General features: G+C 65.2%; 15 protein-coding genes. 7 read left to right on the forward strand and 8 right to left on the reverse strand.

Going from position 1 to position 16,689, the window contains the following annotated elements; genetic code table 11:
* Nucleotides 1–25: 25 nt before the first annotated feature.
* The gene (gene mapR, locus ACYRGX_RS19885) at nt 26–1,435 is read left to right on the forward strand and encodes a GntR family transcriptional regulator MpaR (RefSeq protein ID WP_473054153.1); all 1,410 of its coding nucleotides are present in this window, start codon (nt 26–28) and stop codon (nt 1,433–1,435) included.
* Nucleotides 1,436–1,591: 156 nt separating this feature from the next.
* Nucleotides 1,592–4,375 (forward strand): insulinase family protein, encoded by a 2,784-nt coding sequence (locus tag ACYRGX_RS19890; protein WP_473054154.1) that lies wholly within the window; start codon nt 1,592–1,594, stop codon nt 4,373–4,375.
* Nucleotides 4,376–4,388: 13 nt separating this feature from the next.
* Here the strand turns inward: ACYRGX_RS19890 and ACYRGX_RS19895 are convergent, their stop codons facing one another.
* Nucleotides 4,389–5,687, reverse strand: coding sequence for a flavohemoglobin expression-modulating QEGLA motif protein (locus ACYRGX_RS19895; RefSeq protein WP_473054155.1), 1,299 nt, complete (start codon nt 5,685–5,687; stop codon nt 4,389–4,391).
* Between the two features lie 130 nt (nt 5,688–5,817).
* On the opposite strand from ACYRGX_RS19895, the gene ACYRGX_RS19900 reads away from it, so the two are divergent.
* Nucleotides 5,818–7,113 (forward strand): NAD(P)/FAD-dependent oxidoreductase, encoded by a 1,296-nt coding sequence (locus ACYRGX_RS19900; RefSeq protein WP_473054156.1) that lies wholly within the window; start codon nt 5,818–5,820, stop codon nt 7,111–7,113.
* Between the two features lie 273 nt (nt 7,114–7,386).
* Here ACYRGX_RS19900 and ACYRGX_RS19905 read toward each other — a convergent pair whose 3' ends face one another.
* From ACYRGX_RS19905 to ACYRGX_RS19920, 4 genes are all read right to left on the reverse strand, one after another.
* Nucleotides 7,387–8,148 (reverse strand): amino acid ABC transporter ATP-binding protein, encoded by a 762-nt coding sequence (locus ACYRGX_RS19905; RefSeq protein ID WP_473054157.1) that lies wholly within the window; start codon nt 8,146–8,148, stop codon nt 7,387–7,389.
* 12 nt (nt 8,149–8,160) lie between these two features.
* Nucleotides 8,161–9,258 (reverse strand): amino acid ABC transporter permease, encoded by a 1,098-nt coding sequence (locus ACYRGX_RS19910; RefSeq protein ID WP_473054158.1) that lies wholly within the window; start codon nt 9,256–9,258, stop codon nt 8,161–8,163.
* 10 nt (nt 9,259–9,268) lie between these two features.
* On the reverse strand, nt 9,269–10,453 hold the full coding sequence (locus ACYRGX_RS19915; protein ID WP_473054159.1) for an amino acid ABC transporter permease: 1,185 nt from the start codon (nt 10,451–10,453) through the stop codon (nt 9,269–9,271).
* 121 nt (nt 10,454–10,574) lie between these two features.
* Entirely contained in the window at nt 10,575–11,603 is a 1,029-nt protein-coding gene (locus ACYRGX_RS19920; protein WP_473054160.1) for an amino acid ABC transporter substrate-binding protein, read from the reverse strand.
* Nucleotides 11,604–11,913: 310 nt separating this feature from the next.
* Between ACYRGX_RS19920 and ACYRGX_RS19925 the strand changes: the two genes are divergently transcribed.
* The 4 genes from ACYRGX_RS19925 (at nt 11,914) to ACYRGX_RS19940 (ending at nt 15,409) form a co-directional block, all read left to right on the forward strand.
* Nucleotides 11,914–12,573: an alpha/beta hydrolase gene (locus ACYRGX_RS19925; protein ID WP_473054161.1), complete on the forward strand. Its 660-nt coding sequence runs from the start codon at nt 11,914–11,916 to the stop codon at nt 12,571–12,573.
* Nucleotides 12,574–12,656: 83 nt separating this feature from the next.
* Complete coding sequence (locus ACYRGX_RS19930; protein WP_473054162.1) at nt 12,657–13,601, forward strand: GGDEF domain-containing protein; 945 nt, start codon at nt 12,657–12,659, stop codon at nt 13,599–13,601.
* 130 nt (nt 13,602–13,731) lie between these two features.
* Entirely contained in the window at nt 13,732–15,132 is a 1,401-nt protein-coding gene (gene rhlB / locus ACYRGX_RS19935) for an ATP-dependent RNA helicase RhlB (RefSeq protein WP_473054163.1), read from the forward strand.
* A 109-nt stretch (nt 15,133–15,241) separates the two neighbouring features.
* On the forward strand, nt 15,242–15,409 hold the full coding sequence (locus tag ACYRGX_RS19940; RefSeq protein ID WP_473054164.1) for a hypothetical protein: 168 nt from the start codon (nt 15,242–15,244) through the stop codon (nt 15,407–15,409).
* A 60-nt stretch (nt 15,410–15,469) separates the two neighbouring features.
* Here ACYRGX_RS19940 and moaE read toward each other — a convergent pair whose 3' ends face one another.
* The 3 genes from moaE to moaC are packed head-to-tail and all read right to left on the reverse strand — an operon-like array spanning nt 15,470 to nt 16,643.
* Entirely contained in the window at nt 15,470–15,922 is a 453-nt protein-coding gene (gene moaE / locus ACYRGX_RS19945) for a molybdopterin synthase catalytic subunit MoaE (protein WP_473054165.1), read from the reverse strand.
* Nucleotides 15,922–16,170, reverse strand: coding sequence for a MoaD/ThiS family protein (locus ACYRGX_RS19950; protein WP_473054166.1), 249 nt, complete (start codon nt 16,168–16,170; stop codon nt 15,922–15,924). The genes moaE and ACYRGX_RS19950 overlap by 1 nt, the downstream gene beginning before the upstream one ends.
* Nucleotides 16,167–16,643: a cyclic pyranopterin monophosphate synthase MoaC gene (moaC, locus tag ACYRGX_RS19955; protein WP_473054167.1), complete on the reverse strand. Its 477-nt coding sequence runs from the start codon at nt 16,641–16,643 to the stop codon at nt 16,167–16,169. Before moaC ends, ACYRGX_RS19950 begins: the two co-directional genes overlap by 4 nt.
* Nucleotides 16,644–16,689 lie beyond the last annotated feature (46 nt).

The raw sequence follows: 16,689 nt of genomic DNA on the forward strand, positions 1-16,689 counted from the left end.
GCCTCCGATGTCCACAGGCTACGCCATGAAACGCTACGAGGCCTTCGCCGAGCAGATCGCCGAGATGATTCGCCAGCAGTTGCTCGCCCCTGGCGGGCGTCTGCCCTCGGTGCGCCACGCCAGCCGGACCTATGGCGTCAGCCCCTCCACGGTGTTCCAGGCCTATTATCTGCTGGAGGACCGTGGCCTGATCCAGGCCCGTGCGCGCTCGGGTTACTTCGTCCGCGAGCATGCCCAGCGCGCGCTACCCGAGCCCGAAGCGCTGCAACTGGGCATACAGACCAGCGAAGTGGACGTCAGCGAGCTGGTGTTCTCCGTGCTCGGCTCGCTCAAGGACCCACAGACCGTGCCCTTTGGCTCGGCGTTTCCCGACCCGCAGCTGTTCCCCCTGGCGCGTCTGGCGCGCTGCATGAGCCACGCGCTGCGCGACATGCAACCCCACGCGGTGATCGCCGACATGACCGCCGGCAACCCGGACCTGCGCCGGCAGATCGCCCTGCGCTACATGCTCGCCGGCGTGCACCTGGGCCAGGACGAACTGGTGATCTGCAACGGCGCCATGGAAGCGCTCAACCTGTGCCTGCAGAGTGTCACCCAGCCCGGGGACCTGGTGGCGGTGGAATCCCCGACTTTCTACGCCTGCCTGCAGGTGCTCGAACGCCTCAAGCTGCGCGCCGTGGAGATTCCCAGCCATCCGCGCAGCGGCATCGACCTGGACGCCCTGGAGGAGGCCCTGCAGCGCTTGCCGATTCGTGCCTGCTGGGTCATGAGCAGCCTGCAGAATCCGCGCGGCGCGAGCATGAACGACGCCGCCAAGGCGCGCCTGCAAGGACTCATCGAGCAGCACCAGGTGCCGCTGATCGAGGACGACGTCTACGCCGAGCTGTACTACGGCAGCCAACCGCCACGGCCGGTGAAGAGCCATGATCGCTCGGGCCTGGTGATGCATTGCGGGTCATTTTCCAAGAGCCTGGCACCCGGCTACCGGGTCGGCTGGGTGACCGGCGGACGCTTCGCCGAGCGTATCGCCCGGCTCAAGCTGATGACCACCATCTCGCCTTCCGTGCCGGCGCAGGCCGCCATCGCCGACTACCTCCAGCACGGCGGCTACGACCGCCACCTGCGCCGCCTGCGTCACGCCCTGGAAATGCAGCAGGACGCCATGCTCGCCGCCGCGGCGCGCTATTTCCCCGCCGACACCCACGTCAGCCGCCCCCGCGGCGGCTACTTCCTGTGGTTCGAATTCCCCGAGCGGGTCGACGCCCTGCAACTGTTCCAGGCCGCCCTCGCCCAGGGCATCAGCCTCGCCCCCGGACCGATCTTCTCCGCCACCCGCAGCTTTCGCCACTGCGCCCGCCTGAACCACGGCCACCCCTGGGACGAACGCAGCGAAAAAGCCATGGCGACGCTGGGCAGGCTGCTGGCGAGCTTTTGAAGTCCTGCACCAATACCTGTCACAGAAGACAGGTATTGGTTCCGTCTTGATGCAGCCTTAAATCAGCACGTCTAGAAAATCCGGCGCTCTTCCCAGAGGCTTGATTCTTGCTTGCTGACACCTGCGTCAACTCGAAAGGACTCGAAGGATACTGTCATGCCGCGCGTTTTCCTGTTGTTCCTGCTGACCCTCCCCTGGCTCGCCCATGCCGCCGACACGGCATTGATCCAAAGCCCCAACGACCCCCAGCACTACCGCAGCCTGCAACTGGCCAACGGCCTGCAGGTGCTACTGGTGCAACGCCCGGACGGCCCGTCGGCCGCCATGGCACTGAACGTGGAGACCGGCTACGCCCAGGACCCGGAGGATCTGCCGGGGCTGGCGCACCTGGTCGAGCACCTGCTGTTTCTCGGTAGCGAGCGCTATCCGGAGGTGGACGGCTACCAGCAGTTCGTCAAACGCAGTGCGGGCAGTTACAACGCCCAGACCCGCCCACTGACCACCCGCTACCACCTGACCATCCCCAGCAGCGCCCTGGACGAAGGCGTATCGCGCTTCGCCCAGTTGCTGGCCGCCCCGCGTTTCGATCCACGCTATGTCGAGCGAGAGCGTCACGCGGTGGATGCCGAATACCAGAAAGATCTCGACCTTCCTTTCGTGCGCAGTTGGGATGCCTTCAGTCAGGCCCTCAACCCGGCACACCCATTGGCAGCGCCCGCGATCGGCAACCTGCAAACCCTGGGTCTGCCGCCGGATCAGTTGCGCGAGCGTGCCAAGGCCTTCTTCGAGCAGCACTACAGCGCCGAGCGCATGAAGCTCGTGCTGCTCGCTCCGCAGTCGCTGGACGAGTTGCAGGCGATGGTCGAACGGCACTTCAGCGCAGTGCCACGACGCGCGCCCTCGGCAGCGCCCGAAGAACCCGATATCGCCCTGCCGGGGCAACTGCCGGCGCACATGAGCGTGCGCGTGCGGCAGAACGACGAGACGTTGAGCTTCTACTTCCCGATCGCCTACCTCGTCGCCGACGATGCCGATCAGTCCCTCGATTATGTGCTGCAGACGCTCAACGACGGCCTCGGCGACTACCTCAAGCAGGGCAACCTGGCGCTTTCCGCCGGGGCCGGCCTGGCCTACCGGGGCGAGCGGCAGAGTCTGCTGGGCATCAACGTGCAGCTTTCCGAGCAGGGCCTCGGACGTCTCGACGATGTCCAGGCCAGCGTCTTTGCCTACCTGAAGATGCTCCGTGAGCGGGGTGTCGATGCACAGCGTTACGCGCGTATCGCCGAGCGCGTGCACCAGCGCTTCGAGCAATGGCAGACGCCCAATGCGCTGGCGATGGTACTGATGCTGGTCGACCGCATGGAGCACGAACCCCAGGCGCAATGGCTGCAGGCGTCCTATCGCTGGGAGCGCTTCGACGCTGCGAAGATCGATGCACTGCTCGCCTCACTGACACCGGACAAGCTGCTGCGCATCCACTACTCGCCCAAGGCGCAGACGGACCGCATCGCCCCCAACTTCCAGACGCCCTACGCCTTGCAACGAGTAAGCCAATGGCCCGCCGGCCAGGCGCTGGCCAACCCACAGCTGCCGGTCATGGCCAACGCGCCGGCCAGCGACAGCGGCGAAGCACCCGCGGCCAGTGACAGCGATAGCCTGCCGACGCTGTTGGTCGACGAACCGGGCATGCGCCTCTGGTACGAAGACAACGGTCCTTTCCGCACCCTGCAGACGTTCTGGCGGATCAACCTGCAAAGTGGCTCGCCGCGCCGTCAGCCCGTCGACTATGTGGCACAGCGACTGTGGGTGAATGTCATCAACGACCAGTTCCTGAACATTCGCCGCCAGGCGCGCGATGCCCGGATGAACATCGGCCTGAGCGTGAATGACGAAGGCCTGGCTCTGCATCTGAGTGGCCAGCGTACCGCGCAGCGCCAGATGCTCGGCCGTATGCTCGAGGCGCTGACGCAGACTCCGCTGGATGCGACAGCCTTCGAGCGTCAGCAGCAACGCCTGATCCGCGCCTGGACGGCCAGTAACCAGCAAGAGCTGCTAGGCCTGATGGACACCGCCCTCAACATGGCTCTGCGCAATGACTACTTCGATGAGCAGGCCAAGCTCGCCGCACTACGCAGTCTCGACCTGGACAGCCTGGAACGCTTCCGTCAGCACTGGCTGAGTCAACTGCATGTACAAGCGATGGTCGTCGGCAGCCTGAGCCAGGACGACGCCCGGGCCATGCTCGAACCACTGCGCACGGCACTACACCCCACGCTCGCCGCCGAGGCCGTCGCCCGCCCCAGCAACCGTCGCCTGGCGCCCGGACTGCCCACCCTGCAGGTCCAGGCCGCCAGCCGGGACCGCATGGTATTGATGTATCTACCGCTAGCCGAGGACGGCTACGCCGCCGAGGCGCGCATTCGCTTGCTGGGGCAAGTGCTTGGCGGTGACTTCTTCGCCCAACTGCGCACCCAGCAGCAGTTGGGTTACGCGGTGAATCTGGTCGGCATGAGCAACCGCGTCTCGCGTTACCTGATGATGGCCGTGCAATCCCACGATTACGACGCCGCGACCATCAAACAGCGCATCGACACCTTTCTGACCTATGCCGATTGGCGTCTGGCCACACTCGACGAGGCGCAACTGGCGCCTTATCGACAGGCCCTGCTGCAGGCTTCGAAACGCCCGGAGAGCAACCTCGGGGAACGCGCCAAACGCCGCTTCGGCGAGCTGGATCGCGAGGACTTCGCCTGGCGCGGGCACTACGCCCAGGCGCTGCGCGAAACCACCGTCGAGGCCCTGCGCGCCAGCTGGAAAGCCCTGCGCCAGAGCCCGTCGCTCACCCTGGAGCACAGCCCCGACGTAGCCTCGAACCTGGCCGACTTCCAGCGCAGCGATACGCTGTTGCAAGCCAAGGACGTCTCCAGCGCCGGGCGTTGAGGTAGAGCCGGGATCAGAGAATCCCGGCGTAGTCCGCCTCGATGCGTTCCAGGCTCAGGTGGTTGAGGAAGTTGGAGAAGCACATCCACGCCGACAGCGCGTTGAGGTCGGCGAACTGCGGCGGCAGGTAGCGTGGCGGCGTGACCAGGCCTTCGTCGACCAGTTGGCGCAGGGTGCGCATGTCTTCGAGGGTGGTCTTGCCGCAGAACAGCAGCGGGATCTGCTCCAGCTTGCCCTGGCGTACGGCGAGCTGGATGTAGTTGTAGATGAGGATGAAGCCCTTCAGGTACGACAGGTCCTTGGTGAACGGCAGCCCCGTGGGCGTCGAGCCACGGAACACCCGGGCGGTGTTCGAGTAGCAGGCATCGGCGTCGTAGCCCTGCTCGCGGAAGAACGCATGGATGTCCATGAAGTTCGCGCCGTCCTGGGCCATGTGGATGGCGCGGGTACGGTTGGTCAGCTTGCGCAGGCGGCTCGGGTAGGAGGTGAAGGAAATCACCTCCATGAGGATCGCCAGGCCCTCCTGGGTCACCGTGGAAGACGGCGGGCCCTTGGCCAGGAAGGTGCAGATCGGCTGGTTCATGCCGTTGAGCGTGGTGCCCACGTGCACCAATCCCTCGTGGACCTCCAGCGCGCGCACGTCGCGCTGGCTGAAGCGCGCATCGGCGCGAATCTTGATGTAGTCGGCGCCGGCGGCAGCATCGGCGACGATGCCGTCGGAGACGATCACCCGCACCGGCCCCTCGCTAGCGCCCTCGCAGAACACCTTGTCCAGGCGCTCCTGCAGCAGCGCCACCGCAGCCTCGGCATCGAGCGCCTTGGGCTCGGCTTCCAGCTCGCCACGGTCGTCGATGTTGTTCAAGTAGTCCGAGAGCATCAGCCCCAGGTCGGCCAGCGTCGGATCGCCGGCGTGAAAGGCGTCGGTGGCCGAGCCGTAGAGGTCCTGGGAGATCAGGCCGAAGTCCTCGCTGCCGCGCGCTTCGAGCATGCGCACGACCATGCGGTACTCCTTGCACATGCGCCGCATGATCTGTCCGACCGGGTTGAACTGGCCGAGCTGGCGGGTGATGTCACGCTCGATGGCCTGGAACTCCTGCTTCTTCGCCGACGCATCGAACGGCAGCGGGCGTGCCAGGTAGTAGTCGCGGTCGATGGCTGGCGGCTGCTTGCCCTGGGCGGCGAGGAAATCCAGGCGGATCTGTTCGTCCCACTTCAGGGCATCGAGGATACGGATCGGTGCCTGTGCCTCGACGATGCGGTCGGAGAGGCTGCGCACCAGGCGCTGGTAATCGTCGAGCGGAGGGGTGGTCATCGGTGGCTTCGCAGAACGGCGGCGGATGGACACATGATGCCGCCATCCGCGGCAAAGCTACAGGCCCTTGGATAACCGACCACTTCACTCGACAATAGCGCCAGTCCTTTCAACTCGGGAATATGAGCGAATGTCTCATCGTGTGGTGATCGTCGGCGGTGGCGCCGGCGGATTGGAATTGGCGACCCGCCTCGGGCGTACCCTGGGCAAACGCGGCAAGGCGCATATCACGCTGCTGGACATGCGCATGACGCACCTGTGGAAGCCGTTGTTGCACGAAGTCGCGGTAGGCGCGCTGAACGCCGCCGAGGATGAGCTCAACTACCTGGCGCAGGCGTCCTGGAACCACTTCGAATTCCAGCTCGGCAAACTCTGCGGCGTGGACCGCGAGAACAAGCGCATCGAGATCGCCCCGCTGCACGGTCAGGACGGCGAACTGCTGACCGAGGCGCGTACCCTCCCCTACGACACCCTGGTACTCGCCGTCGGCAGCCGCACCAACGACTTCGGCACGCCCGGCGCCCAGGAGCACTGCATCTTCCTCGACTCGCCGGAAGAGGCGATCCGTTTCCAGCAGCGTCTGCTCGGCCGCTACATGGCAGAAAAGACCCACAACGGCGCGGGCAGCCTGGACATCGCCATCGTCGGCGCCGGCGCCACCGGCGTGGAACTGGCCGCCGAGCTGCGCCACGCCTCGGCGCAACTCTCCGCCTACGGCCTGGACGGCATCGCCCCGGAAAACCTGCGCGTGAGCGTGATCGAGGCCGGCCCCCGGGTGCTGCCGGCGCTGCCGGATCGCGTCGGCGTGCCGGTGCATCGCATGCTCGAACGCCTGGGCGTGCGCGTGCTCTGCGGCTCCCCGGTGAAGCGCATCGACGCCGAGGCATTGGAGCTGGCCGATGGCAGCCGCATCAATGCGCAACTGAAAGTTTGGGCGGCGGGCGTCAAGGCGCCGGATTTCCTCGCCGGCATCGGCGGACTGGAGACCAACCGGCTGAACCAGCTGGTGGTGCGCAAGACCCTGCAGACCAGCCTCGACGACGACATCTTCGCCCTCGGCGACTGCGCCGCCTGCGCCATCGACGCCGAAGGCAAGCGCATGGTCCCGCCGCGCGCCCAGGCGGCCCACCAGCAAGCCGAGCTACTGGTGCGTTCGATCAAGGCGCGTATACGGGGCGAGACGCTGCCCGAATACCAGTACCGCGACTACGGCTCGCTGGTGTCGCTGTCGCGCTCCGGCGCGGTCGGCACGCTGATGGGCAACCTGATGGGCACCTTCAAGGTGGAAGGCATCCTCGCGCGGATGTTCTACATCTCGCTCTACCGCATGCACCAGCGCTCGCTCTACGGCACCTTCCGCACCCTGCTGCGGATGATCTCCGGCCGCCTGGGACGCAGTACCCAGCCGCGACTTAAGCTGCACTGAGGCAGACGCTGAACGGCGGCGCAGGTCGACGGTGGTGATAACCATCGCGGCGGGTTGATGGGTATCGGGCTATGCCCTCAACCCATCCTACGGGGCTGGAAAATCGCTTGAGCGGAATAACGGTATCTACCGTTTGCCTGATGCCACCGGCGTGGGACTGGCGTAGGGTGGATCACGCTTCATCGATCCACCATTCGGCGCTGCGGCGGGCGAAAAAACGCCCGCCCCGAAAATAAAAAAGGCGGCTCACGCCGCCTTCTTCATCAAGCTACCTCAGTGCAGGATCTGCCCGAGGAACAGCTTGGTGCGCTCGTTCTGCGGGTTGTCGAAGAACGTGTTGGGTTCGTTCTGTTCGACCACTTCACCCTTGTCCATGAAGATCACGCGGTTCGCCACGGTACGGGCGAAGCCCATCTCGTGGGTCACGCAGAGCATGGTCATGCCGTCTTCGGCGAGGCCGATCATGGTGTCGAGCACTTCCTTGACCATCTCCGGGTCGAGCGCCGAGGTCGGCTCGTCGAACAGCATGATCTTGGGCTTCATGCACAGCGCACGCGCGATCGCCACGCGCTGCTGCTGACCGCCGGAGAGCTGGCCGGGGTACTTGTTGGCCTGCTCGGGAATGCGCACGCGCTCGAGGTAGTGCATGGCGATCTCTTCCGCCTGCTTCTTCGGCATCTTGCGCACCCACATCGGCGCCAGCGTGCAGTTCTGCAGGATGGTCAGGTGCGGGAACAGGTTGAAGTGCTGGAACACCATGCCAACTTCGCGGCGGATGTTCTCGATCTGCTTGAGGTCGTTGGTCAGCTCGATGCCGTCCACCACGATGCGGCCCTGCTGGTGTTCCTCCAGCCGGTTGATGCAGCGGATGGTGGTCGACTTGCCGGAGCCGGACGGGCCGCAGAGGACGATGCGCTCGCCCTGCTGCACGTCGAGGTTGATGTCCTTGAGCACGTGGAACTGGCCGTACCACTTGTTGACGCCTTCCAGGCGAATGATCGGTTCGGCGGCGGCTTGGGGTTGAGCTTGGGTCATGGGGTACTCCAATTAACGCTTGTGGCCGGTATCCAGCTTGCGCTCGAGGCGCATGGAATAGCGGGACATGCCGAAGCAGAAGAGCCAGTAGACGAAGGCGGCGAACACGTAGCCCTCGGTGGACATACCGAGCCAGGCCGGGTCGGCGGTGGCGCGCTTGATGCTGTTGAGGAAGTCGAACAGGCCGATGATGATCACCAGACTGGTGTCCTTGAACAGCGCGATGAAGGTGTTCACCAGACCCGGGATCACCAGCTTGAGCGCCTGCGGCAGGATCACCAGGCCCATGGTCCGCCAGTACCCCAGGCCCATGCCGGCAGCGGCCTCATACTGGCCCTTGGGGATCGCCTGCATGCCACCACGCACCACTTCGGCGACGTAGGCGGCCTCGAAGAACACCACCATCAGCATCGCACGCAGCAGCTTGTCGAGGTTCATGCCTTCGGGCAGGAACAGCGGCAGCATCACCGAGGACATGAACAGGACGGTGATCAGCGGAACGCCGCGCCAGAACTCGATGAAGGTCACGCAGATGACCTTGATCGCCGGCATGTTCGAACGGCGGCCGAGGGCCAGCAGGATGCCCAGTGGCAGCGCGCCGGAAATGCCCACCGCGGCGATGACCACGGTCAACATCAGGCCACCCCACTGGCTGGTGGCGACGTTCTCCAGGCCGAAGAACCCGCCGTGCAACAGCCAGTAGGCGAGCAGCGGATAGACCACCAGATAGCCGATGCCGTACTTCACCTTCGGCCCGAAGGCCTTGATGAACAGGGGGGCGGCGCCCGCGATGGCGAGAATCGCCGTGAGGTCCACCCGCCAGCGCAGTTGCTCGGGGTAGAAGCCGTACATGAACTGTGCGAAGCGTTCCTCGATGAACACCCAGCAGGCGCCTTCGGCGGTGCAGTCCGCGCGGGTGCTGCCCTGCCAGTTGGCATGCAGGAAGGCCCAGTTGATCACCGGCGGCACGATCAGCCACAGCACGTAGATACCGACCAGGGTCAACAGGGTGTTGAACCAGCCGGAGAACAGGTTGGCACGCAGCCAGCCGAGCAGACCCACGCTCGCGGACGGCGGCGGCAGGTCGGGTTTGAAAGTATGCGAAATCATGCGCGTCTCCTTACCGCTCGATCAGCGCGATGCGCTTGTTGTACCAGTTCATCAGGATCGAGATGCTGATGCTGATGGCCAGGTAAACGCTCATGGTGATGGCCATGGTCTCGATGGCCTGGCCGGTCTGGTTGAGCACGGTGCCGGCGAACAGCGCCACCATGTCCGGGTAACCGATGGCGGCGGCCAGCGAGGAGTTCTTCGCCAGGTTCAGGTACTGGCTGGTCAGTGGCGGGATGATCACGCGCAGGGCCTGCGGGATGATCACCAGGCGCAGCGTCAACCCGGAGCGCAAGCCCAGCGAGCTGGCGGCCTCGGTCTGCCCGTGGCTCACCGACTGGATACCGGCACGCACCGTTTCACCGATGAAGGCCGCGGTGTAGATCGACAGCGCCAGGGTGATGGACACCAGCTCCGGAATCACCGTCCAGCCGCCACGGATGTTGAAGCGCTGCAACTCGGGGATCTCGAAGGTGAAAGGCGCACCGGCGATCAGCGTCGCCAAGCCGGGTACCACCACCAGCAGCACGATGGCGCTCAGTAGCACCGGGAAGGTCTTGCCGGTCGCATGCCGACGCGCCTTGGCCCAGCGCCAGAGCATGACGATGGCGACCACGACCAGCGCCACCGCGACGAGGAAGCCCCAGAGCCCATCGGCGGGACTCGGACGGGGCATCTGCAGGCCACGGTTGTTGACGAAGAACATGTCCCACAGGGCAAAGCTGTCACGCGGTCCCGGCAGCGGGCCGAGCACGGCGAAATAGAAGAAGAAGATCGTCAGCAGCGGCGGGATGTTGCGGAACACCTCGATGTAGACGGTGGCCAGCTTGCGGATCAGCCAGTTGGGCGAGAGCCGCGCCACACCGAGGATGAAGCCGAGGATGGTCGCCAGGATGATGCCGATCACGCTGACCAGCAGGGTGTTCAGCAGGCCGACGAAGAACACCCGACCGTAGCTGTCGCTCTCGGTGTAGGAGATCAGGTGCTGCGGGATGCCGAAGCCCGCCGAATTGTTCAGGAAGCCGAAGCCGGAGGTGATACCGCGGCTGGCGAGGTTCTGCTGCGTATTGTGGAACAGGTACCAACCGATGCCGACGACGACGACGACGGCGACGATCTGGAACAGCCAGGCGCGGGCCTTGGGATCGCTGAGGAGCGAACCACTGCGAGCGGTGGCGGAGGTGGGTTTTTGCATTGGAGACCCTCAATGCGACGTTGCCGAGCCCGGCTAGGGCGTCGGCAACGAGGCTGTTGCATTTCATGCGACCGCCCCGACAGGGGCGGCCACGGGCGACGGCGGGCGCCGCCCTGACGGATCAGCGCACCGGCGGTGCGTACTGGATGCCGCCGTTGTTCCACAGGGCGTTCAGGCCGCGGGCGATCTTCAGATCGCTGCCCTTGCCAACGTTGCGCTCGAACATCTCGCCGTAGTTACCGACCTGCTTGACGATCTGCACGGCCCAGTCCTTCGGCAGCTTGAGGTCCTTGCCGTACTCGCCTTCCTTGCCCAGCAGACGAGCGACGTCCGGGGTGGTGGTCTCGGCAGCCATCTTCTCGACGTTGGCCGAGGTGATGCCGAGTTCTTCGGCGTTGAGCTGCGCGAACAGCGCCCAGCGCACGATGTCGAACCACTCGTCGTCACCCTGGCGGACTGACGGGCCGAGGGGCTCCTTGGAGATGACCTCCGGCAGCACCACGTAGTCGTCCGGCTTGGCCAGCTTGATGCGCTGTGCGTAGAGCTGCGACTGGTCGGAGGTCAGCACGTCGCAACGGCCGGATTCCAGCGACTTGGCCGATTCGTCGGAGGTGTCGTAGGTGATCGGGGTGTAGGCCATGCCCTTGGCACGGAAGTAGTCGGAGAGGTTCAGCTCGGTGGTGGTACCGGCCTGGATGCACACGGTGGCGCCGTCCAGTTCCTTGGCGCTGGAGACGCCGAGGTTCTTGTTCACCAGGAAGCCCTGGCCGTCGTAGTAGGTCACACCGGTGAAGCTCAGGCCCATCGCGGCATCGCGGGAGCTGGTCCAGGTGGTGTTGCGCGACAGCACGTCGACTTCGCCGGACTGCAGCGCGGTAAAGCGCTCCTTGGCGGTCAGCGGGCTGAACTTGACCTTGCTGGCGTCACCAAACACGGCTGCAGCCACAGCGCGGCAGACGTCCACATCGATCCCTTTGTACTGGCCCTTGGAGTCGGTGTAGGAGAAGCCCGGCAGGCCATCGCTGACGCCGCATTGCACGAAGCCCTTCTGCTTAACGGCATCCAGGGTAGCGCCGGCCTGAACCAGGCCACTCACGCCCAGGGCGGCAGCGGCGGTGAGAACGGCCAGGGTGGATTTCACCATCTTCATCAAGAACCTCCAGTTGTGTTGTGTTGGTCTCCCTGCGCTGGCGCCGTACTCTTGTGGAGCGGCGTTACCAGCGATGATCGCCATGCACGGTACAGGCGATCGGAGCAGAACCTGGAACCGGTACAGTTGTTACCGATACAGTCTCTGGGGAAGGCTTGAGCAAGGAGCGTACCAACCCGCAAAAAGCCACTGGCCAGCATGACGTCAAGAGGGAAAAATGTTGGCCATGCGACATAGATTTCAGGCTTGCGCCACAAGCGCGCGCAGGCAACGCACAAACCAAGTGCATTCGCACTAATACGGAGCACTCATGATCGAACCGTTGATTCTCAACCCCACACAACCGGCCGATGCCTGTGTCATCTGGCTGCATGGCCTGGGCGCAGACCGCTACGATTTCCAGCCTGTGGCGCAGATGCTCCAGCGTCGGCTGAATCATGTGCGCTTCGTGTTACCCCAGGCACCGACCCAGCCCGTCACCATCAATGGCGGCTATGCGATGCCCAGTTGGTACGACATCCTGGCGCTGAGCGCCGAGTCCCGCGCAATCGACCGCACCCAAATGGAGCAGTCCGCCCAGCATCTACTGGACCTCGCGCAGGCCCAACGCGACGCAGGCATCGCCCCCTCGCGACTGTTCTTCGCGGGCTTCTCCCAGGGTGGCGCAGTGGCCCTGCATGCGGCCTACCTGCGCTGGCAGGGCCCGCTCGGCGGTGTCATGGCACTCTCCACCTACGGGCCGACCCTGCAGGCGGAGGTGCAGCTCGACGACAACGCGCGGCGCATTCCCGCCCTCTTCTGCCATGGCGACCAGGACGGTGTGGTGGCCAAACCCATGGGTCGCCAAGCCCACGACTTCCTGGAGGCGCAGGGCGTTAGCGTGCAGTGGCACAGCTATCCGATGGCACACGAGGTCGTGGTCGAGGAAATCGAAGACATCGCCGCCTGGCTGGAACAGCGCCTGGCCTGACGAACGGAGAGCACCGGGGCTGACACTTTCCTGAACGAAACGGTCTACAGGACCTGTTTCTCATACAGGACGATCGTTCAGCCATGAGCACCATCGCTCCCGAGGCTCCCCAGGCCCTCGACAGCCTTGCCGACACGCACCTGCTGCGGGACGTAGAGCCCGCACTGGTGCAGCGACTGCAAGCGGCCTGCCGGCCCCTGACGCTGGAGGGCGGACGCATCCTGCTGTCGCCGCTGACCGACAATCGCAACCTCTATTTCCTCATGTCGGGCCGCCTGCATCTTTACCTGAGCTCGCTGGACGGCACACCCCACCTGCTGGTCGAGCCCGGCGAGTGCATCGGCGAAGTCAGTCTGCTGGACGGCCAGCGGCCGACGGCCTATGTCATCTGCGAAGGCGACTGCCAGTTGCTGGAGTTGCCCGGCCAGGTCGTCGACGAAGCCCTGCGTGACTCACCGACCCTCATGCACAATCTGCTGCGCACGCTCTGTACGCGGGTTCGCCACGGTAACCGCATCGTCGTCGACAGTGAGCGCAACGCCAATATCGACAGCCTCACCGGTCTGTACAACCGACGCTGGCTGGAGCAAGTGTTCGCCCGCGAGAGCACCCGCTGTCGCTTCGACGGCACCAGCCTCGGGCTGCTGGTGCTCGACGTCGATCACTTCAAGGCCTACAACGACCGCCATGGCCACCTGGCCGGCGACCACGCGCTATGCCTGGTGGCGCATACCTTGCGCCAGTTGCTCAGGCCCAGCGACAGCATGTTCCGCTACGGCGGCGAGGAGTTCGTCATCGTGCTGCCGGAGCTTACCCGCGACGAGGCGCGCAGCATCGCCGACCGCCTGCGCGAGTGTCTGGCGCAGATCTCCTCCTTCTATTCCCCGGAAGGCCTCTTGCCCGGCGTGACCCTGTCCATCGGACTCGCCATGCTGGAAGCCGGAGATAGCCTGGAACGCCTGATCGGCCGGGCCGACGAAGCGCTCTACCGCGCCAAGCAGGAGGGTCGCAACCGCGTCTGCGGTTGAGAGGGCCTGCTGGCATTTCGCGGATGAGCCGCGTGCTGCCAGAAAGGCCCTCGGTCCTTTGCGTGTTCCACCGCCCAGCGCTCTTGCTTTACACTGGCGCGTTATTCACGCATACAACGAAGAGACCACCGTGCTCAAGGGATTCAAGCAGATGTTCGGCAAGGGCGAGGAATCGGAGCAACCGACCGCCATCCCGCCGAGTACCCCGGCGCCCGCCATGGCCAGCGCAGCGGTGCAAGACTCGCCCCAGGACAAGCCGCGCAACGGCTCGCGCCCGCCCAGGCAGCGTCGCGAACGTCAACCCGCCGCGCCAGCCACCCCCTGGAAGCCCGAGGACTTCGTGGTAGAGCCCGCCGAGGGCAAGACCCGCTTCCACGACTTCAAGCTCGATGAGCGGCTGATGCATGCCATTCACGACCTCGGCTTCACCTATTGCACGCCGATCCAGGCTCAGGTGCTGGGTCACACCCTGCGTGGCCGGGACGCCATCGGCCGGGCCCAGACCGGTACCGGCAAGACGGCCGCCTTCCTCATCTCCACCATCACCCAACTGCTGACCACGCCGCCGCCCAAGGAACGCTACATGGGCGAACCGCGCGCGCTGATCATCGCGCCGACCCGCGAGCTGGTGGTGCAGATTGCCAATGACGCACTGGCGCTGACCAAGCACGTGCCGCTCAACGTCATGAGCTTCGTCGGCGGCATGGACTTCGACAAGCAGCTCAAGGCGCTGGAAAACCGTTACTGCGACATCCTGGTGGCCACTCCCGGCCGGCTGCTGGACTTCAACCAGCGCGGCGAAGTGCACCTGGACATGGTCGAGGTGATGGTCCTGGACGAAGCCGACCGCATGCTCGACATGGGCTTCATCCCGCAGGTCCGGCAGATCATCCGGCAGACGCCGTACAAGAACGAGCGCCAGACGCTGCTGTTCTCGGCGACCTTCACCGAAGACGTGATGAACCTCGCCAAGCAGTGGACCACCGAGCCCGCCATCGTCGAGATCGAGCCCGAGCACGTCGCCAGCGACACCGTCGAGCAGCACGTCTACGCCGTCGCCAGTCGCGACAAGTACCGCCTGCTCTACAACCTGGTGACGCAGAACGCCTGGGAACGGGTGATGGTCTTCGCCAACCGCAAGGACGAAGTACGGCGCATCGAGGAAAAGCTCACCAAGGACGGCGTGAGCGCCGCGCAGATGTCCGGCGACGTGCCGCAACAGAAGCGCATCAAGGTGCTCGAAGGCTTCCGCGAGGGACGTATCCGCGTACTGGTGGCGACCGACGTCGCCGGTCGTGGCATCCACGTCGACGGCGTGTCGCACGTGATCAACTACACCCTGCCGGAAGACCCGGACGACTACGTGCATCGCATCGGGCGTACCGGCCGTGCCGGCGCCAGCGGCACCTCGATCAGTTTCGCCGGCGAGGACGACGCCTTCGCCCTGCCGCCGATCGAAGAGCTGATCGGTCGCAAGATCCAGTGCGAGATGCCGCCGGCCGAACTGCTCAAGCCCTCCCCGCGCCGCTGAGGCGCACCACCCTCGATTCCACCGATGCTCACCGGGAACTGACCGAGATCAGCTCCCGATGAGGCAGCGGGCGTATGGTCCAGACAAGGACCGGGAATGGAGGTATTCCATGTACTTCGACCTGCACTGCATACTGGCGTTGGCACTTTCGGGCTTTCTGCTGCTAGGCGTCGGCTTCACCCTGCGAAAAAGCGAATGGGGCATCGCGCTGATCGCCATCGGTGCATTGCTGTGCTTCTCGCCGCTCTACTACCGGATCTACATGACCTTCGCCTAAGTCATGCCGTACTACCCCAACGACCGTTGAAGAGCGCAGACGGACAACGCAAGCGGCCTGCTAGCGCTCCCAGCGCTGCGCCGCAGCCCGGTCACTGTCGCGCCCATCGACCCAGCGCTCGCCCGCATCGCCGGTTTCCTTCTTCCAGAAGGGCGCGCGAGTCTTCAGGTAGTCCATGACGAACTGGCAGGCCTCGAAGGCCGCGCCACGATGGGCGCTGGCCACGCCGACGAAGACGATCGGCTCGCCCGGCCCCAGCTCCCCCACCCGATGCAGCACCTCGATGCGCCGCAACGGCCAGCGTGCCTCCGCTTCGGCGACGATCTTCGCCAGAGCCTTCTCGGTCATCCCCGGTGCATGTTCGAGGAACATCCGTGAAACCCCGGCGCCGTCGTTGAAGTCACGCATATAACCCACGAAGCTGGCGACCGCGCCCGTGCCGGCATCGGCGGCCTGCAGGGCATTGAGTTCGGCGCCGGGATCGAAGGCGGCCTGCTGCACGCGAATGCCCATCAGCCCCCCGTGACCGGCGGAAAGAAGGCGACCTGGTCGCCGTCTACCAGCGACTCGGTCAACGGGCACAGCTCGTCGTTGCGTGCGCACATCAGCGAATCCTCGGCGAGTACCGACCAGGCCTCGCCACGCGCCAGCAACTGCTTGCGCAGCGCGTCCAGAGAGCCCAGCGAGGCGTCCCAGGGCAGGCTGAGTTCGTCCTGCCCGAGCGCCTCGCGATAGCGGGCGAAGAACTGCACACGGATCATGCGCCCGGCTCCGCGCGGAAATCGCCACTCTTGCCGCCAGACTTCTCCAGCAGGCGTACCTGCTCGATGGTCATGCCGCGATCCACCGCCTTGCACATGTCGTAGATCGTCAGTGCGGCGACACTGGCGGCGGTCAGCGCCTCCATCTCCACACCGGTCTGCCCGGAAAGTTTGCAACGCGCAAGGATGCGCACGCGATCCTCGCCCTCGGCCTGGAGCTCGACCTTCACGCCGGTGAGCATCAGCGGGTGGCACAGCGGAATGAGCTCGGAGGTCTTTTTCGCCGCCTGGATGCCGGCGATGCGCGCCACGGCGAACACGTCGCCCTTGGGATGGCCGCCCTCGACGATCATCTTCAGGGTCGCCGGCAGCATGCGTACCCGCGCCTCGGCGAGCGCCTCGCGAAAGGTCACCGACTTGTCGGTGACGTCGACCATGTTGGCATGGCCCTGGGCATCGAGATGGGTGAGCAAGGAAACCTCCGGGGGAAAAGCGGAGGTGAAGTCTACCGCAGCTACG

Source organism: Pseudomonas sp. R4-15, from assembly GCF_055768815.1.